Annotated in this window: 19 protein-coding genes and 1 tRNA gene; 12 read left to right on the top strand and 8 right to left on the bottom strand. The window is 60.8% G+C overall.

Going from position 1 to position 18,135, the window contains the following annotated elements; translation table 11 throughout:
- Positions 1–72 precede the first annotated feature (72 nt).
- The 4 genes from EUU25_RS07560 to EUU25_RS07545 all read right to left on the bottom strand — a co-directional run bounded on the left by EUU25_RS07560 (position 73) and on the right by EUU25_RS07545 (position 1,636).
- Positions 73–369 (bottom strand): hypothetical protein, encoded by a 297-nt coding sequence (locus EUU25_RS07560; RefSeq protein ID WP_158899761.1) that lies wholly within the window; start codon positions 367–369, stop codon positions 73–75.
- 71 nt (positions 370–440) lie between these two features.
- A complete protein-coding gene (locus EUU25_RS07555) occupies positions 441–854 on the bottom strand; it encodes a holin family protein (protein WP_158899759.1) in 414 nt (137 codons plus the stop codon).
- 22 nt (positions 855–876) lie between these two features.
- Positions 877–1,425 carry a glycoside hydrolase family 108 protein gene (locus EUU25_RS07550; protein WP_158899757.1) on the bottom strand — a complete coding sequence of 183 codons (549 nt, stop codon included), beginning with the start codon at positions 1,423–1,425 and terminating at the stop codon, positions 877–879.
- 134 nt (positions 1,426–1,559) lie between these two features.
- Positions 1,560–1,636 (bottom strand) — tRNA-Pro (locus tag EUU25_RS07545).
- Between the two features lie 180 nt (positions 1,637–1,816).
- Between EUU25_RS07545 and yajC the strand changes: the two genes are divergently transcribed.
- From yajC to secF, 3 genes are all read left to right on the top strand, one after another.
- Positions 1,817–2,143 (top strand): preprotein translocase subunit YajC, encoded by a 327-nt coding sequence (gene yajC / locus EUU25_RS07540; protein ID WP_158899755.1) that lies wholly within the window; start codon positions 1,817–1,819, stop codon positions 2,141–2,143.
- A gap of 68 nt (positions 2,144–2,211) precedes the next feature.
- The gene (gene secD, locus EUU25_RS07535) at positions 2,212–3,810 is read left to right on the top strand and encodes a protein translocase subunit SecD (RefSeq protein WP_158899753.1); all 1,599 of its coding nucleotides are present in this window, start codon (positions 2,212–2,214) and stop codon (positions 3,808–3,810) included.
- Positions 3,811–3,821: 11 nt separating this feature from the next.
- On the top strand, positions 3,822–4,808 hold the full coding sequence (gene secF / locus EUU25_RS07530) for a protein translocase subunit SecF (protein ID WP_158899751.1): 987 nt from the start codon (positions 3,822–3,824) through the stop codon (positions 4,806–4,808).
- Between the two features lie 250 nt (positions 4,809–5,058).
- Here secF and EUU25_RS07525 read toward each other — a convergent pair whose 3' ends face one another.
- Both EUU25_RS07525 and EUU25_RS07520 read right to left on the bottom strand, forming a co-directional pair.
- The gene (locus EUU25_RS07525) at positions 5,059–6,219 is read right to left on the bottom strand and encodes a glycosyltransferase (RefSeq protein WP_158899749.1); all 1,161 of its coding nucleotides are present in this window, start codon (positions 6,217–6,219) and stop codon (positions 5,059–5,061) included.
- Positions 6,220–6,230: 11 nt separating this feature from the next.
- Positions 6,231–6,794 carry a helix-turn-helix domain-containing protein gene (locus EUU25_RS07520; protein WP_158899747.1) on the bottom strand — a complete coding sequence of 188 codons (564 nt, stop codon included), beginning with the start codon at positions 6,792–6,794 and terminating at the stop codon, positions 6,231–6,233.
- A gap of 89 nt (positions 6,795–6,883) precedes the next feature.
- On the opposite strand from EUU25_RS07520, the gene EUU25_RS07515 reads away from it, so the two are divergent.
- Positions 6,884–7,399 carry a DUF6456 domain-containing protein gene (locus EUU25_RS07515; RefSeq protein WP_158899745.1) on the top strand — a complete coding sequence of 172 codons (516 nt, stop codon included), beginning with the start codon at positions 6,884–6,886 and terminating at the stop codon, positions 7,397–7,399.
- Positions 7,400–7,406: 7 nt separating this feature from the next.
- Here EUU25_RS07515 and EUU25_RS07510 read toward each other — a convergent pair whose 3' ends face one another.
- The gene (locus EUU25_RS07510; RefSeq protein WP_158899743.1) at positions 7,407–9,212 is read right to left on the bottom strand and encodes an ABC-F family ATP-binding cassette domain-containing protein; all 1,806 of its coding nucleotides are present in this window, start codon (positions 9,210–9,212) and stop codon (positions 7,407–7,409) included.
- A 115-nt stretch (positions 9,213–9,327) separates the two neighbouring features.
- Between EUU25_RS07510 and EUU25_RS07505 the strand changes: the two genes are divergently transcribed.
- From EUU25_RS07505 to EUU25_RS07485, 5 genes are all read left to right on the top strand, one after another.
- On the top strand, positions 9,328–10,176 hold the full coding sequence (locus tag EUU25_RS07505; protein WP_158899741.1) for a D-amino-acid transaminase: 849 nt from the start codon (positions 9,328–9,330) through the stop codon (positions 10,174–10,176).
- A 28-nt stretch (positions 10,177–10,204) separates the two neighbouring features.
- Entirely contained in the window at positions 10,205–10,921 is a 717-nt protein-coding gene (locus tag EUU25_RS07500) for an SIMPL domain-containing protein (RefSeq protein WP_158899739.1), read from the top strand.
- Positions 10,922–11,297: 376 nt separating this feature from the next.
- On the top strand, positions 11,298–11,594 hold the full coding sequence (locus tag EUU25_RS07495) for a hypothetical protein (protein ID WP_158899737.1): 297 nt from the start codon (positions 11,298–11,300) through the stop codon (positions 11,592–11,594).
- Positions 11,595–11,665: 71 nt separating this feature from the next.
- On the top strand, positions 11,666–12,331 hold the full coding sequence (locus EUU25_RS07490) for a response regulator (RefSeq protein ID WP_143775006.1): 666 nt from the start codon (positions 11,666–11,668) through the stop codon (positions 12,329–12,331).
- Between the two features lie 83 nt (positions 12,332–12,414).
- A complete protein-coding gene (locus EUU25_RS07485) occupies positions 12,415–13,725 on the top strand; it encodes a sensor histidine kinase (protein ID WP_158903207.1) in 1,311 nt (436 codons plus the stop codon).
- 358 nt (positions 13,726–14,083) lie between these two features.
- Here EUU25_RS07485 and EUU25_RS07480 read toward each other — a convergent pair whose 3' ends face one another.
- Positions 14,084–14,371: a chorismate mutase gene (locus EUU25_RS07480; protein ID WP_158899735.1), complete on the bottom strand. Its 288-nt coding sequence runs from the start codon at positions 14,369–14,371 to the stop codon at positions 14,084–14,086.
- Between the two features lie 95 nt (positions 14,372–14,466).
- Between EUU25_RS07480 and EUU25_RS07475 the strand changes: the two genes are divergently transcribed.
- From EUU25_RS07475 to hrpB, 3 genes are read left to right on the top strand one after another with little or no spacing between them, the layout of a single operon-like run.
- Positions 14,467–15,480, top strand: coding sequence for a polyprenyl synthetase family protein (locus tag EUU25_RS07475; RefSeq protein WP_158899733.1), 1,014 nt, complete (start codon positions 14,467–14,469; stop codon positions 15,478–15,480).
- A gap of 2 nt (positions 15,481–15,482) precedes the next feature.
- Positions 15,483–15,671: a hypothetical protein gene (locus EUU25_RS07470; RefSeq protein WP_158899731.1), complete on the top strand. Its 189-nt coding sequence runs from the start codon at positions 15,483–15,485 to the stop codon at positions 15,669–15,671.
- Positions 15,656–18,109, top strand: coding sequence for an ATP-dependent helicase HrpB (gene hrpB / locus EUU25_RS07465; RefSeq protein WP_158899729.1), 2,454 nt, complete (start codon positions 15,656–15,658; stop codon positions 18,107–18,109). Before EUU25_RS07470 ends, hrpB begins: the two co-directional genes overlap by 16 nt.
- Positions 18,110–18,135: the final 26 nt, after the last annotated feature.

The raw sequence follows: 18,135 nt of genomic DNA, 5'->3' as shown, positions 1-18,135 counted from the left end.
GGGAGCCATTTCAGGCATAAAAAAGCCCGCCGCTGCGTATCGCAGGGCGGGCTTCTTTACAAAGAGCGCGATTTACTTCGCAGCTTCCTTCATGTCCTTGCCAGCTTCTTCGACAACGGCGCCAGCAGCGGCAGTTGCGTCCTTGGCAGCATCGGCGGTTGCGTCAGCAGCTTCGCCAGCGGCTTCTGCAGTCTTGTCTGCAGCGCCTTCAGCAGCTTCCATCGCGCCTTCAGCGCCAGCTTCAACAGCATTACCGGTTGCTTCTGCAGCTTCCGTGGTTTCTTCAGCAGCCTTTTCGGCTTCCTGGCCACATGCGCCAAGAGCTACGGTGAATGCCAAAGCGGCGGCGGTTGCGACAAATTTCTTCATTTCTAATCTCCTATATCCCTATGGCCCCTCTCGGGGACTTCGGCCTAACGGAAGAATCGCGCTTTATGCAACTATTTTTCGTTGCCTTTGCCCTTTCCCCATTGGCGCGCGAGCGTGTATCCGAGATAGCCTGTGCCAAAGAGGGCATAAAGCGGCTCGGGCAAGCCGCCCAGATAGGCGTTCATTCCCGCCGCAATCTGCGCAGCCGCTTCGGGGCGGACGGCAGCGATCAGGCCCATGGGGATGGCCCACAGGATCATCGCATACATGACATAGAGGAAACTCGGCCGCGCGCGGCTGGTCCATGGGTCGGGTGACTGCGCCTCTGCCAGCACCGCCGACAATTGGGTGCGCAGACTTTCCATCTCCAGACTGCCCTGCAGCTTGATGAGTTCCAACTTCGCCGCATCGCGCGCCTTGGGGTCGGGAATGATCTTGTCGATCAGGCCCGCAATGGGGCCGATGATGTTTTCAATAAGCGCCATATTCTATCTCCATGTGATGAAATTATCCAATACGGTTCGCAATCCAGCCATAAGCGAACGCCTCCTGCGACGGGTTTGTTTCGGCAAGATGGATGTAGTGAACCCCTTGCAGGGCATCGATCGCTTTGCGTAAAACCTCTTCGCCCTCCGCGCCGCGCACCCGCAGAAAGCTATCCAGCGCGCCGAGCGTTAGCGGCCCGATATGCCGGTCCACCACCAGATCGGGAAAGTCGCGGCCGTTGCGGTTCAGGGCATTGAGCGCGCGCTGCAAAAATCCCGTAGCCACCGCAGGCCCCACATTCACGCCGCTGTCGAGCAGCTCGATTGCAAGGCGCGGTGACCGTGTTGCGACTTTATCGAACGTGGGAGCAGTCCAGTATAAATCCCGATAAATCGCTTCGGCCCTGGCGCGGGGGAGGCGGCGCATGTCACCGGAATAGCCATTCTGCCGTGCCACGGCCTCGGTAATCCCCCACCGAGTTCGCCCTCCGCGGTCGGCGGGATGATCCACATAGCCGCCTTCGCGCGTAATCAGGGCGTCGATATAGGGACTTATATCACATATCGTCATTTCGTTCCTCACTTTCGCGAATCGAAATAACCGATATGGTTCGTTGTAGGAAAGCAGGGAATGTCGGGCACGCGAAACCCGAAGCCCGCGCAGAAAAGCCGCTTCTGCGGCGTTCTTATATGTTGGTAGAAAATTGGTCGGGACGACAGGATTCGAACCTGCGACCCCCACACCCCCAGTGTGATGCGCTACCAGGCTGCGCTACGTCCCGACCGCCAATGTCCGCGCTGCGGCATTGGAAGCGCGCCTATATGGTGGTGCTTTGGCAAAAGCAAGGCGGTTTCGGTGCTTTGACGTTGCGTCGCAGGGGTGCAGGTGATAATCGCGCCCGATTGTTTCACCGCACCGCTCAAAAGACGGTGCCTTAAAATCATTGTCGCAAGGATTTTCGATGGATTCGCTTCTTTTTTTGGCTGCTGCGCCAGCTGCCGGTGGTTCGGCTTTTTTTGTGCAGATCGTTCCGCTCCTCCTGATTTTCGTTGTTTTCTACTTCTTCCTTATCCGTCCGCAGCAAAAGCGCGCCAAGGAACATGAGGCCAAGATCAACGCTGTCCAGAAGAATGACGAAGTTGTGACCGGCGGTGGCCTGATGGGCAAGGTAACCAAGGTTGCCGACGATCATGTCGAAGTCGAAATCGCCCCCAATGTGCGCGTAAAGGCGTTGAAGGCGACACTGGCCAATGTCCAGTCGCGCGGCACCAAGGCGGCCAATGACTGATCCATTGGGGTTGAACGCTTAGGCCGTCGACCCCAAATTCCCTTTTCCAGTCCGTTCGGAACCCGATTATGTTAGATTTTCCCCGTTGGCGTGTATGGATGTTGAGCCTTCTGGTGCTCTTCGGCGTGATGCTTGCCATTCCCAGCGTTTTGCCGACCTCTATGCGTGCGCAGTTGGCACCCTATGTGCCTACGCCCACGATCAATCTGGGCCTCGATCTGGCGGGCGGTAGCCACATATTGCTGGAAGCCGATACGTCGCAATTGGCGGAAACCCGGCTGGAGGCGCTGGAAGATAGCGTCCGGTCCGCAATGCGCCGGGCTGATCCCCGCATTGCAATCGAGAATGTGTCCCGCGCGAATGGGCAGTTGAGCTTTACCGTCACGGACAGTTCGCAGATCGATGCGGCACGTGAAGCGCTTTTGCCCCTGACCAGCAACACATTGGGTAGTCGGGACTGGAATATCGGAGTCAACGACGGCAACCGCATTGTTCTCACCCCTGCCAGCACCGGAAACGAAACCGCGCTGGATCAGGCAATGGATACGGCGAAGGACGTTATTGACCGGCGTATCAACGCGCTGGGTACATTGGAACCGACCATTATCCGCCAGGGCGAAAATCGCATCGTGGTTCAGGTTCCTGGCCTGGACGATCCGGAAGCGTTGAAGGCATTGATCGGTAAAACGGCAAAGCTGGAATTCAAGCTGGTGGATGAGCAGGCCGATCCTGACCAGACGGCCAAGGGCGTTGCCCGCGTGGGCAGTCAGGTGTTACCCTATCCGGATAACCCCTCCGGACTTCCCAATATCGCGGTGCGCCGCTTGGGCGGTATCTCCGGCGACAAGCTGCTCAAGGCCGATCCGACCTTTGACCAGCAAACCAACGAACCCGCCGTGACCATCCAGTTCGACAGCGAAGGCGGCCAGAAATTTGCCCGCATGACGCAGCAGAATACCGGCAAACTCTTCGCCATCATCCTTGACGGACAGGTCATTTCCGCGCCGCAAATCAAGGAGCCCATCTTCGGTGGTATTTCCCAAATTTCCGGTAGCTTCACGGTCGAAAGCGCCAACGCGCTCTCGATTTCGCTGCGCTCCGGTGCGTTGCCGGTGGATTTGAAAATCGTCGAAGAACGCTCGGTCGGTCCAGATCTTGGTGCCGATTCGATCCGGCGTGGCGTTCTTGCCGCGGTTATCGGGACGACCGCCATTTTGGTGTTGATGTTCCTGGTTTATGGCCGTTTCGGCATGTACGCCAATATGGCTTTGGTCATCAATATCGGCCTTATCCTTGGCGTCATGGCGATGGCGAATGCCACGCTGACGCTGCCCGGTATTGCAGGCTTCGTGCTGACGATCGGTGCGGCGGTTGACGCAAACGTGCTAATTAACGAACGTATTCGTGAAGAATTGAAACGAGGGCGGCGCGTCGTGCAGGCGATCGAGTTCGGATATAAAGAAGCAAGCCGCGCCATTTTCGACGCGAACAGCACCAACGTCATTGCGGCGGTCCTGCTGTTCATCTTCGGCTCCGGCCCCATTCGCGGCTTCGCCGTCGTTCTGATGATCGGCATTGTCACATCGGTCTTCACGGCCGTCACGCTGACCCGCATGTGGGTCGCCGGCTGGGTGAAGCGCACCCGTCCGCAAGAATTGGTTATCTGAGGTAAAGTGCCATGAAATTACTCAAGCTTGTTCCCGACGATACCAATATCGACTTTCTCAAATGGCGCGTGATGGCCTTTGCGCTGAGCTTGGTGCTGATGGCGGCCTCAGTCGGTCTGGTTGCAACCAAGGGACTGAATTTTGGCGTCGATTTCATCGGTGGCCAAATGATCCGCGCGACCTTTACCCAAAGCACCGAGGCACCGGTTGCCGAACTGCGAAGCAAGGTTGCAACGCTTGGCTATGGCGAACCGACGATCCAGCGCTTCGGCAAGGAAAATCAGGTGTCTATCCGCATGAAACTGCCTGAAGGCGCGGACAAGAAACCGGAACTCGCCAACGCGATGGCTGTGAAAATTACCGACAAGCTGAAGTCCGATTATCCCGGCGTCCGTATTGACGGGGTCGATTCGGTGTCGGGTAAGGTGTCGGAGGAATTGTTCAGCAAGGGGATGCTTGCGCTTTTGGCCGCCATGGCCGGGGTCTCGCTCTATATCTGGATACGGTTTGAATGGCAGTTCGGGGTCGGGGCGATCTGGTCCCTTGTTCATGACGTGACGCTGACATTCGGGCTATTCTCGCTGCTGGGGCTGGAATTCGACCTCAATATCATCGCTGCGTTGCTGACGATTATCGGCTATTCCTTGAACGATACCGTCGTGGTCTATGACCGAATACGCGAGAATCTCATGAAATTCCGCAAGATGGATATGGCCGGTTTGCTGAACCTGTCGGTGAACGAAACATTGGCCCGTACGGTGATGACCAGCGTCTCGATCTCGCTGCCGTTGCTGGTGCTGGTGTTCTTCGGACCTGACGTGATTTTCGGGTTCAGCCTTGCCATGGCGTTCGGGATTATCATCGGGACCTATTCGTCCATCTATCAGGCTGCGCCGATCCTGATCTGGCTGAAGGTCGGACCGCACAGCTTCGTGCCCGGCGAAAGCGCAACGCCCAAGGCCGAGCGCATGGGCGAAAGCTTCGGCGCGCAGCCTTAAATTTTTTCGATCATGCGACTACCCTCTCCCCTTCAGGGGAGAGGATACGCAGCCTTATTGCTCTGGCAATTAGGCGAAGTTGGAGAGGGGCGAGTTCACGCGCGCACGTCACCGTCGCTCCCCTCTCCGCTGCGACTAGACGGCAAGCCGTCAAGTCTCGCGCCTCTCCCCTGAAGGGGAGAGGGTAGTTCTCTCTGTCATCCATGAAAAGGGGACAGTCCCTAAAGGGACAGTCCCCAACAACTCGGTCCTACCGCACCACATCCCGGAAAAACGCCGCCAGTTGCCGCGCATTTTCGTCCCATGAAAAGGCGCTGACATTGGCAGCGACGGCGTCGCGAGCGGGCGGGTTGGCGAGGATGTCGCGTGCGGCATCGGCCACGGCTTGCGGCGTGCGGGCGACGATACGGCCGGCGGCGGGCGTTTTGACAAGCTCCCTGATGCCGCCCACATCGCTCGCGATAATCGGCGTTCCGCAGGCGAGCGCCTCGACCCATGCATTGGCCAGTCCCTCGCTGGCAGATACCAGCGCCATGATATCGGCCGCCGCGAACAGGGCAGGCAGGTCGTCATGCGGCACGCTACCCAGAAAGGCGACGCGATCGGCGACGCCCAGCTCGGCCGCAAGGGCACGAAAATCGGCTTCGCTCTCGCCCTTGCCCGCCAAGAGTAGCATAGCGTCAGGCAGCGACGGGAGCGCAGCGATCAGCAGATCCTGACCCTTACGGGGGATGAGCGCCCCGACACTGAGGATGAGCGGACCGGAGATGCCGAGCTTTGCCTTTTCGGCGGCACGGTCGCGCGGCGCGAACCGGCTTTGATCGAGGCCGGTATAATGCACGCGGATCTTGTCCGCATCCATCCCGAGCGCCACCATGTCGGCCTTTAGCGCGCTGGAAACCGCCAGTAATCCAGCGGCCTTGTCGGCGGCCTCCAGCACTTGTGCCGCGCATCCGGGTTGATTGCCCCAATGGTGGATGTCGCCGCCACGCGCCTTGATCGTGAAGGGTATGCCGAGCTCGCGCGACAGCCGCATCGCCGCCGGACCGTCGGGATAGAAAAACTCGGCATCGATCAGGTCGAAGCCAATCTGCACATGCAGTTTGCGCGCAAGCGGCAGGACCGCGCGGGCGATCATCGCAGGGTTCATCCGCCCGCCGATCTTGGGGACGGCGGTGAAGCGGGGGCGATAAACATCCAGTTCGCCCCATTGCTCCTTTTCGGCGACATGGGTCAATGCGGGCTGGTCGGCCATCAGGCTGAGCGGCCAGGGGGCGACGCCGATGGGGTTAATCACCGTCACCGCAAAGTCCCGCACCGCTGTCAGCGCGGCTGTCTGGCGCTCGACAAAAATGCCGAAATTGGGCCGGTGTGCCGCCGGGAACAGGGTCGAGAGCGTGAGGATGCGCATGGGCTTTGCCCCTAAAGCTTGCGGATCAGCCGGACCGCCTTGGCAATCCATGCGGGATCAGTAACGACCTGCTGCCGCGCTCCGGCCTCCAGCGGGAGGATATGCAGCTTTCCGGCTTCGCGCCCCAAGAGCCGCCCAAAAAGGAACCGCCCGCCCGGACGCGGTACAAGGACATCAAGGTTGAGTGCCGTGGCGTAGGCATCGAGCTGCAATTGCTCCATCCACAGTTCATCGCCGCGCCTATATTCGCCCGTCGAAACGGCGATGCGCAGCCCGACCATCGTCCCGCCGATATTGGGGACCATGATCCGCTCCTCCTTGGTTGGCGCAAAGGTTCCGTCGTCCTGCAGCACGGCAGCGACGGGGAGATATTGCTGGTCGGGAAGGGCGACGAGATCGCTCGAATCGACGCCGAGAGCGTCGGCGATGCGGTTGATCCAGATGAGCGAGAGAACGCGCATTCCGGTTTCGAGCCGCCCGATGGTCTGCGCCGTCGTCGGTGGTGTGCAGCGTTCCGCCACATCTGCCAAGGTCAGCCCCTTTGCCCTGCGCACGTCCCGGATACGGCTCTGCATCGTTTCGTCTCCTATCACCAAATAGGTTTTTTCTTTCCTACATTATTTACCGGATGGCAAGGGTGATTCCTGTTGAATGGAGAAATGCAATGCCCCGTAAAGTCTGTGCCCTTCCACGCCATATCGATCCACGTCCCTTGGTGGAGCGCGAGCTGGCTGAACCGCTGTCGGAAGCAAAAGGGCGGGCGCGGGGACGGACGGTGACCGTCAATCTTGCGGAATCGCCCTTGTCCTGGCTCTATACGCGCGGCTTTTTGTCGGACCGGCAATTGCTTGCGGGGGAAACGTTGCGGGCGGATTATAGCTCTGCCGCAATGGAGCCGCGGGTGACGATGCGCTGGGATGCGGTTCCGTCTGTTCGGTCAAGGCGGAACGCGCCGGAGGGCTTGACTCCCAGCGAGCGGATGGTGGCCGCAAAGGCGCGCTTTGATGCGGCAATTGCGGTGGTGGGGCCGGATCTTGCCGATATTGCCTGGCGCGTGGTCTGTGCAGGCGAGGCGATCACGGTCGCCGAGCGGGCCCTGGCGTGGCCGGTGCGCTCAGGAAGGCTGGTGCTTAAAATCGCGCTCGACCGGTTGGCGGATTTTTACCGCCTGCCGCATTAGGCGGCGCTTAGCCCGCCATTTCCTCCACAAGCATCGCCAGTTCCAGCCACCGTTCCTCGGCCGCTTCCTTTTCGGCACGCAATGCTTCGCACTTCGCAGTCAGTTCCGAAAAGCGGGCGGGGTTGCGGGTGTAAAGCGCGGGGTCGGCCATCTCGGCCTCCGCCGCCGCAATCTCCCCGTCAATCGCCTCGATCCGCCCGGGCAGCAGGTCATAGTCGCGCTGGTCCTTATAGGATAATTTGGCGGGGCGGGCAGGGGGCTTGGGCGCGGATTGCTCCGCAGGGGCTGCGGCCTTGTCGGCTTTCTTGCGGGCATCGTTGGTGTCGCGGCGGTCGCGCTTGGCTTCCCAGTCGGCATAGCCGCCCGCGATGATGTCGACCTTGCCTGACCCATCAAGGCCGAGCGTCAGGTTCACCGTGCGGTCGAGAAAATCGCGGTCATGGCTGACGATCAGGACGGTGCCGTCATAATCGGCAATCACCTCCTGCAACAGGTCGAGCGTTTCCAAATCGAGATCGTTGGTCGGCTCGTCCAGCACCAGCAAGTTCGCCTCCCGCGCAAATTCGCGGGCGAGCAATATGCGCGACTGTTCGCCGCCCGACAGCGTGCCGATGCGCGCCTCGATCAGTTCGGGGTCGAACAGGAATTCCTTGAGATAGCCCTGCACATGCTTGCGCACCCCGCGCACATCGATCCAGTCGCTGCCGTCGGCCAGCACATCGCGCACGCGTTTTTCAGGCGAGAGAAGCTTGCGCTGCTGGTCGATGACGATGCCGGTCAGGGTTGGCGATAGCGTGATGGAGCCGGTGTCCGGCTGCGTCTCGCCGGTCAGGATGCGGATTAGCGTAGTCTTCCCCGTCCCGTTGGCACCGACAATCCCGATCCGGTCTCCGCGCTGGATACGCAGGGTGAAATCCTTGATGATCGTGCGGTCGCCAAAGCTTTTGCCGACGGCTTCGGCGTTGATGACGGTCTTGGTCTTGCTGTCGTCGCTTGCTGCCGCCAGTTTGGCGGTGCCTTGCGGCCCCATCATCGCTGCCCGCGCCGCGCGCATTTCGTAGAGCTTAGCGAGCCGCCCCTGATTGCGCTTGCGCCGCGCGGTCACGCCGCGTTCCAGCCAGTGCGCCTCGATCTTCAGCTTCGCGTCCAGCCGGTCGGCATTGCGCGCATCTTCGGCATAGACCCGCTCGGTCCAGGCGTCATAGCCGCCAAAGCCGATCTCATTCCGGCGCAGCAAGCCCCGGTCCAGCCAGAATGTCTGCCGCGTCAACCGCGTTAAAAAGGTTCGGTCATGGCTGATCACCATGAAGGCGCCGCGATAGCGGGTCAGCCAGTCTTCGAGCCATTCAATGGCCGCCAGATCGAGGTGGTTGGTAGGCTCGTCCAGCAGCAAAAGATCAGGCTCGCTTGCCAGCGCCCGGCAGATCGCAGCGCGCCGTTTTTCGCCTCCGCTTGCGGTTTTGGCTTCACGGTCGAGGTCGATGCCCAACTGGTCGGCAATCGCACGCACCGCATATTCGGGCGGGCCTTTTTCGCCATGCACCGCAAAATCCACCAGCCTGTCGAAGGAGGCGACATCGGGGTCCTGGTCAAGCATCACGATATTGGTGCCGGGCACCACTACGCGCTTGCCCTTGTCGGCCTCGACCGTTCCGGCAACCAGTTTCATCAAGGTCGTCTTGCCCGCACCATTGCGCCCGATCAGCGCGAGCCGGTCGCGCGCGCCGATGAACAGGTTGATATCTTCAAACAACCAACCGCCGCCCTGCTGCAGCGCGAGATTTTCAAAGGCAAAGATCGGGGGTTGGGACATGCCAGCGCGGATAGGGGGAGGGCGGTTGCATTGCAACCTTCTCTGCGGGGTTACACCGAACTTGTTTCTCGCCCGTCCGCGCTTTACGACCCAAGCCAGCGAAAGGGCCAAGCACATGCGTACCATCTACCTCAACGGCAGCTACATCCCGGAAACCGAAGGACAGGTGTCGGTGTTCGACCGCGGCTTTCTCTTTTCGGACTCGGTGTATGAGGTCGTCTCGGTTCTGGATGGCAAGCTCGTCGATTTCGGCGGCCATGTACAGCGCCTTGCCCGTTCTTTAAGCGAACTTGGCATAAAAGGTGCCCCCGATGCCGACGCGTGGCTTTCCATCTGCCGCGACCTGGTCGCGCGCAACGCAGTGGAAGAGGGCATGATCTATTGGCAGGTCACACGCGGCGCGCCATCGGACCGGGATTTTGTCTTTCCCGCACCCGGCACCGCGCCAACGGTGCTGGCCTTTTCACAAAGCCGCATTCTTGCCGATAACCCGTCCGCCGTACGCGGCATCCATGTCGTTACCTTGCCGGATTTGCGCTGGGGCCGGGCGGATATCAAGACGACGCAATTGCTTTATGCATCGTTGATGAAGAATGAGGCGATTGCCCGCGGTGCCGACGATGCCTGGATGGTGCGCGACGGGTTTATCACCGAGGGCACGGCGCAAAACGCGCATATCATTACGCAGTCGGGTACATTGGTGACGCACCCTCTCAACCGCGAGATATTACACGGCATCACCCGCGCTTCAGTTCTGCCGTTGGTTGGTCATCCTATTGAAGAGCGGCCTTTTTCTGTCGCCGAGGCGGAACAAGCTGCCGAGGCGTTTGTTTCCTCCGCCTCTGGCTTTGTAATGCCGGTTGTGCGGATAAATGATCAGATAATCGGTGATGGAAAACCCGGTTCGGCAACCGTTCAGCTTCGCAAAGCCTATATCGATTGGGCACGTCGCACCGCCACATGATCGGTCCGTGCACTGTAGGAGTATGAATATGCGTAAGTACATTTTGGCAGCGCTTTTGGCAGCGGGCAGCATGACAGCGGGGGAAGCGATGGCAACGCAGGTAAATATCACGGCAACAAATCCGGTCATTGACCTGACGATCAGCGATGCCGTTGAAGCCAAGCCCGACATCGCGGCATTTACCACTGGCGTACAGACTCTAGCTCCGACCGCGAGCGAAGCAGTGCGCCAGAATAATGTGCAAATGGCCTCCGTCGTCGCGCGTCTCAAGAAACTGGGCATTGCCGACAAGGACATCCAGACTACGCAAATCAGCCTGAACCAGCAATTCGACTATCGCGATGGCCAGCAGGTGTTCAAAGGCTATCAGGCATCGAATATGGTCAACGCCAAGCTGCGCGATCTGAAAAAGCTCGGCGCATTTCTGGATGCGCTGGCCGTGGATGGCGCGACCAATTTCAACGGTCCGACCTTCGGTATCGATGACGATAGCAAATACCGCGAAATGGCCCGCGACAAGGTGTGGGCAACCGCAATGGCTCGCGCAAAATCCATGGCGCAAAAGGCAGGCTACACCAATGTGCGCGTGCTGCGTGTTGAAGAAACCGAGGGTCAAGGCGGCGGTTATCAACCGATGCCGATGATGGCCCGCGCGATGGACGCATCGGAAAAGTCGACGCCAATCGCGCCGGGTGAACTGAGCGTCGGGGCGACGGTTTCGTTTACGTTTGAAATGGTGAAGTGATCGACTGTCGGGGCAAGAGCCGCGCCGTCGAACCCCTCACCAACTCCGCCTAGGCCATACGGCCAAGGCTCCGTATCCTCTCCCCTGAAGGGGAGAGGCCAAGCGCCATTTCCCTCTCCCCTTTAGGGGAGAGGTACGCAGTCTTACGGCTTTAGCCGTTAGACGAAGTGGAGAGGGGGAGGTCGTGCGCTGCTACATCCGTGGCAAGGCAACAATCCCGACGTCACCCTGAAACAAGTTCAGGGTGACGGGGGGGATTATCAAAATGCCAAGCAGCATAAGAGGTATTGCCAACGCCCTAAACGTCCCATCAACCCTAACAAAAGGTTGATACCCCATTCAGATTGTGTTCAAGCCGGATTGCTAAATGGGGGCTATGTTGAACCGAAAGAAATTTCTGTCATTGGCCATGCTGGCCGCGATCGCCGCAACACTGCCTGCCGAAGCACGGCGCGGTGAACAGGATGACGCGCGGGAAGATTGGCAGAACGGCAAGGTTAAATCCTTGCGGGAAATCGAAGGCACTGTCGTTCCCCGTATGCGCGGCATGCAATATCTTGGCCCTGAATATGACCCGACGGCTCAGGTGTATCGCCTGAAATTCATCAACAAGGATCGGGTTATTTTCGTGGATGTCGATGGCAGAACGGGCAGCGTCCTGCGCCAGCGTTGATAGGATTTTGCGTGCGGCGGCTAATCTGCTAGCCCATTTCCAACATCATTACAGCATTTGAAGGGGACAGCATGCGCATCCTTATAGTGGAAGACGAACCGACACTCGGCCAGCAGTTGAAATCAACGCTGGAGGGTGCAGGATATGCCGTGGATCTGTCGGTTGATGGCGAAGACGGCCATTATATGGGCTCGACCGAGAATTATGACGCTGTCATCCTCGATCTGGGTCTTCCCGAAATTGACGGACTGACCGTGCTGGACCGCTGGCGCAAGGAGGGGCGCAAATTCCCCGTTCTCGTGCTGACCGCCCGCGATAGCTGGTCGGACAAGGTCGCCGGATTGGACGCAGGCGCCGATGATTATCTCGCCAAGCCTTTCCAGACCGAAGAGCTGATTGCACGGTTGCGCGCGCTTATCCGCCGTGCGTCGGGCAATGCATCGTCGGAATTGACGGTCGGTGATGTGCGCCTCGACACGCGCTCTGGCCGCGTGACCCTTGATGGCCAGCCGGTCAAACTGACTGCGCAGGAATATAAGCTGCTATCCTATCTGATGCACCATAAGGGCAAGGTGGTGTCGCGTACCGAGCTGATCGAGCATATTTACGATCAGGATTTCGACCGCGATTCCAACACGATCGAAGTGTTCGTGACCCGTATCCGAAAGAAACTGGGGCAGGATGTCATTTCGACCATCCGTGGCCTTGGCTACAGCCTTGAGGAACCGGTCAGCTGAATCCGCCTGCCGTCATAAATACGGCGGTGAAACCCCCGTCATGGCGGAGCCAGTTTCAAAGCACGGGTTCGCTTACCCGCCGCATGATCCTGACAGCGGCGGCGTGGATTACGATCTTGCTGATTGGCGGCGGCGCGGCGCTGGACCGGGTTTTGACCAACTCGGTTGAACAGAATTTCGACAATCAGCTCGAATATGTTCTGACCGCCATGATCGCCTCGGCAGAGATTGGCCCCGATGGCGAAATCCGGATGAACCGGCCCTTGGGTGATCAGCGTTTTCTGGAACCCAATAGCGGACTTTACTGGCAGATTACCGGACCCGGCGCGATGCCGTTTCCGTCGCGATCTTTATGGGACCGCGCCTTGAAAACACCGGCGGGCCATAATGACCAGGCCGTCCATTTCCGCGATAGCGATGAATTCCGGGATGAACCGCTGCGCATTGCCGAGCGCAATATCAAGCTGCCGGACTCCGACATCAGCTGGACTTTCATGGTGGCGCAGAGCCGTGACAGTCTGGATGGCCAGATCCAGGAATTGCGCTCTGTTCTTGTGATCAGCTTTTTGTTGCTGGCACTGGGGTTGATCATATTGGCGGCGTTGCAGACATTTTACGGGCTATGGCCGCTGCGTGCGGTGCGGCAGGCGATTGCCCAGATGCGCAGTGGCCGGGAAAGCCGCGTGACCGATGCCTTACCCGACGAGGTGATGCCGATGGTCAATGAACTCAACGCGTTATTGGATCATAATGAGAAGCAGGCTGAGGAGTCCCGGCGTCATGCAGGCAATCTCGCCCATGCGCTGAAGACCCCGCTGACCGTGATCATGAACAGCGCGACGGCGCAAGCGCCCGACCTTTCGGAAACGGTGATCCGCGAAGCGACCACCATGCGGCGGCAGGTGGACCATCATCTGGCCCGCGCCCGCGCCGTCGGTCGGCGCGGCCATAGCCATAGCCGCGCGCAAGTGTGGGATAGCCTTGAATCGGTCGAACGCGCTGTCAGCCGACTTTACGCGCATGTACGGCTCGACATGGCCGGCGACAAAACGCTAGCGGCGCGTGTGGAGCGGCAGGATCTGGACGAAATGCTCGGCAACCTGATCGAGAATGCAGCCAAATATGGAGGCGGCAGTGTGTTCGTGACCGTCGAGGATGCGGGCGATTTTGTTGAACTGCTGGTCGAAGATGACGGCCGCGGTATCCCCGAAGGCGAACGCGAACGCCTGTTCGACCGCGGCGCACGGCTGGACACCGGCAAACCCGGAACCGGCCTCGGCCTCGCCATCGTGCGCGATGTTGTCGAAATCTACGGCGGGTCGGTCAAATTGGAAGAAAGCGAAGATCTCGGCGGTCTGCTCGTGCGGTTAAGGTTGCCCAAGGCGTTGGGGTAACTTCGCCGTTGCTGCCCCTCACCAACTCCGCCTAGGCCTGTCGGCCAAGGCTCCGTATCCTCTCCCCTGAAGGGGAGAGGCCGTGTCCCATTTCCCTCTCCCCTTCAGGGGAGAGGTACGCAGTCTTACGGCTTTAGCCGTTAGACGTAGTGGAGAGGGGGAGTTCGCGCTCGGTTTTGAGGGTGGTTTTGGCCGGGTATGTGGTATCCGTATTGTTTCACTCAGCCAGTCTAGTAAAAAGACTGTCACCCTGAACTTGTTTCAGGGTCTTAGTTTCGACGTCGAAGGAATAAGACCCTGAAACAAGTACAGGGTGACGGAATGGCGGAAGTAGGCAAGGTCTGGAAAGGACCCCCAATCACCCCGCGTCGCGGATTTGCTGGTGGTGGCGGATCACTTCATCAATGATGAACCGCAAAAACTTCTCCGTAAAATCGGGATCGAGCTTTGCATCGCGGGCCAATTGGCGCAGGCGTTCGATTTGCCGCTCTTCGCGGGCGGGATCGGCCGGTGGCAGGGCGGATACGGCTTTGAATTCGCCGACGGCCTGCGTGATCTTGAAGCGTTCGGCGAGCATGAACACCAGCGCGGCGTCGATATTGTCGATGCTGTCGCGGTAGCGTCTCAAAGTGTCTTCGTGGTCCATAAGGCACCATCTGCCGCGATTGCCGCATCAGGACAAGAGGAAAAGCCCCATTTGCACTTGCCTTGCCGCCTCCGGCTTGCCAGAGCGGAAGCGTTATGACAGCTACCATTCACCAAATCGGCGGACACCGCGCACCTTCGCTGGATCCCATCCTGAAACTCGTTGCGCCCGAAATGAACAAGGTGAATGCGGTCATCCTTGACCGGATGCAGTCGGAAATCCCCTTGATCCCCGAATTGGCCGGGCATCTGATCGCAGGCGGTGGCAAGCGGATGCGGCCGATGCTGACCCTGGCCTGTGCGCGCTTGCTCGATTATCCCGGGGAACGGCACCACAAGCTGGCGGCGGCGGTGGAGTTTATCCATACCGCGACGCTGCTGCATGACGACGTCGTTGATGGCAGCGATATGCGCCGGGGCAAGACGGCGGCGAACCTGATTTTCGGCAATCCTGCCGCTGTTCTGGTCGGCGATTTCCTGTTCAGCCGGTCCTTTGAGCTGATGGTCGAGGACGGATCGCTCAAGGTTCTGAAAATTCTTTCCCATGCATCGGCGGTGATTGCGGAAGGCGAGGTCAACCAGTTGACGGCGCAGCGGCAGATTACGACGACCGAAGAAAAATATCTCGACATCATTGGTTCCAAGACCGCCGCCCTGTTTGCGGCGGCGTGCCGGATTGCGGCGGTTGTGGCCGAAAGCGGCGAGGCGCAGGAAATGGCGCTCGACGCCTATGGCCGCAATCTTGGCATCGCGTTCCAGCTGGTCGACGACGCCATTGATTATGTGTCCGACGGGGCGACGATGGGCAAGGATATCGGCGACGATTTCCGCGACGGCAAGGTGACCCTGCCGGTCATTCTGGCGCACAGCCGGGGCTCGGCGGAGGAGCAGAAATTCTGGCATGATGCGATGCTGGGCAATCGCGTGTCCGACGAAGATCTGGTGCACGCAACGACCCTTTTGCGCGCCCATGACGCCATCGACGACACCATCGACCGCGCCCGTCACTATGGCCAGCGCGCCATCGATTCCATCGCCCATTTCCCGGGTGGTGAGGCCAAGGCGGCGTTGATTGAGGCGGTCGAATTCGCCATCGCCCGCGCCTATTGAGCATGGAGCCCCGCGAGCCTCTGTCAGACGGTTTTGACCCGATCGGGCCGTTCCATCCCTATGTGGTGATGGGCGCGGTCTTGCTGCTCGATCTGCTTGCTATATTGCTCGTCCTGTCGGCGCTGACCTTTGCCGGGGACAAGATTGAGGACATCATCTGGCCGGGCGGCAGGGAATGGGTCGACCTTTGAATGCGGGATTGCCGGTGGACGCTGTCTTGCCGGATTTGCTTGCCACTCTGGCCGCACAGCCCAATGCCGTTCTGATTGCTCCGCCCGGTGCGGGCAAGACCACGATGGTCGCGCCGCGCCTGCTGAACCAGCCGTGGTGCAGCGGCAAAATCCTTCTCCTGTCCCCACGCCGTCTCGCGGCCCGCATGGCGGCCGAACGGATTGCGGAGCTGATGGGGGAGCAGGTGGGCGGCCTTGTCGGCTATGCGACGCGCATGGACAGCAAGCAGTCCGCCGCGACGCGCATCCTGGTCCTGACGGAGGGGATATTCCGCAACCGCATCATCGCCGACCCCGAACTGGCGGGCATCTCCGCCGTGCTGTTCGACGAGGTGCACGAACGCAGCATCGACAGCGATTTCGGCCTCGCGCTCGCGCTGGAGGTGCAGGGGGCGTTCCGGCCCGACCTGCGGCTGGTCACAATGTCCGCGACGCTCGACGGCGCGCGCTTTTCCGCGCTGATGGACGGCGCGCCGGTCATTGAAAGCGAAGGGCGAAGCTGGCCGCTGGAGCTGCGCTACGTCGGACGGCAGGTCAGCCAGCCGGTCGAGACCGACATCGCCCGCACCATCCGGCAGGCACTTGGTGAGGAGAGCGGTGACCTGCTCGCCTTCCTGCCCGGCACCCGCGAGATCGACCGCACGGCAGAGGCGCTGGCCGGGATGCCGGACAGCATCGTCGTCCACAAACTGCACGGGCAAGTCGACCCCGCGGCGCAGCGGCAGGCGGTCCGGCCCGATCCCGAAGGCCGCCGCAAGATCATCCTTGCCACCAACATCGCAGAGACCAGCCTCACCATCGATGGTGTCCGCATTGTCGTCGACAGCGGCCTCGCCCGCCGTGCGCGCTTTGACCGGGCGGCGGGGGTGACGCGGCTGGTTACCGAACGCGCCAGCTTGTCCGCTGCCACCCAGCGCGCAGGCCGCGCGGCGCGGCAATCGGCAGGGGTCGCCTACCGCCTGTGGGAGGAGGCGGGCAATGGCGGCCTTCCGCCCTTTGATCCGCCGGAAATCCTGGAAAGCGACCTCGCACCGCTGCTGCTCGATTGCGCCTTATGGGGGGAGGGCGATCCCACCCGCCTGCGCTGGCTCGACGCGCCGCCCGCCTCGGCGCTGAACGAAGCGCGCAAGGCGCTGCTCGCCATCGACGCGCTCACCGACGGTGGAGCGATCACGCCCCTTGGCCGAAAGCTCGCCACCCTGCCGCTGCCGCCGCAGCTGGCCCATATGGTCCTGCGCGCTGCCGCGCACGGACAGGCAGACACCGCCGCAGAGCTTGCGTTGCTGCTGCAGGAGCGCGGGCTTGGCGGGCAGGGCGAGGATCTGGAAAGCCGCCACGAACGCTTCCGCCGCGACAAGGGTGGCCGCACCGACGCCGCCAAGGCGCTCGCCCGACGGATCGGCAAGATGGCAGGCGAAGGTGGCACCCAAGCCCCGCTGTCGGTCGGCGCACTGGTCGCACTGGCCTATCCCGAACGCATCGCCAAACGCCGCGATGCCAAGGGCGAGAACTGGATCAGCGCATTGGGCCGCGGCCTGCGTCTCGACCCGCTGTCGCCGCTGGCACAGGCCGAATGGCTCGCCGTCGCCGACCTGCAGGGTGCAGCATCCGGCGCGCGCATATTGTCCGCCGCCGCCCTCAGCGAGGCCGAGGTGTTGGACCTGTTTGCCGACCGTTTGGAGACAAAGACCGAAACCCGCTACGACGCCGCCAACGACCGTGTCGAAATCCGGCAACGGCAAAGGCTCGGCGCGATTGTGCTGCGCGAGGCAACCGTCGCCAAGGCGGACGAGGCTGTGCTGGCCGACGCGCTGCTGTCGGCGGTGCGCCAATGCGGCATTGCCGCGCTGCCCTGGTCCGATGCCGCCATTGCCCTGCGCCAACGCGCCGCCTTTGCCGGACATGAGGGATTGTCGGACGAAAGCTTGCTGGAGACGCTCGACCAGTGGCTGCCCCCTTGCCTGAACGGCGCGGCGCGGTTGCGGGATATCTCGAAACAGGCGCTGTCCGATGCACTCGACACCCTGCTCGGCTGGGACAGCAAGCAACAGGTCGAACGGCTTGCCCCCGCCCATTTCACCAGCCCCGCCGGCACCACGCACCCTGTCGACTATTCGGCGGAGGCGGGACCAACCGTCGAGCTTCGTGTGCAGGCGCTGTTCGGGCTGGACGCGCATCCGTGCATCGGCATGGAACGCCTGCCGCTGGTGCTCAGCCTGACCTCACCCGCAGGCCGCCCGATCCAGACCACCCGCAACCTGCCCGAATTCTGGCGCGGCACTTGGCGCGATGTCGCCAAGGAGATGCGGGGACGCTATCCCAAGCATAATTGGCCCGACGCCCCGTGGGAAAGCGTGGCCAGCCTGAAAACCAAAAAGGCCCAAGCACGCAGCGCTTGACGAATCCGCCCTATTTGGCGCAAGGC

Origin of the sequence: Sphingorhabdus lacus (genome assembly GCF_009768975.1) — a bacterium.
Classification (GTDB): Bacteria; Pseudomonadota; Alphaproteobacteria; order Sphingomonadales; family Sphingomonadaceae; genus Sphingorhabdus_B; species Sphingorhabdus_B lacus.
Note: the sequence above shows the minus strand (reverse complement) of the source record. Positions and strands in the feature narration are given on the sequence as shown.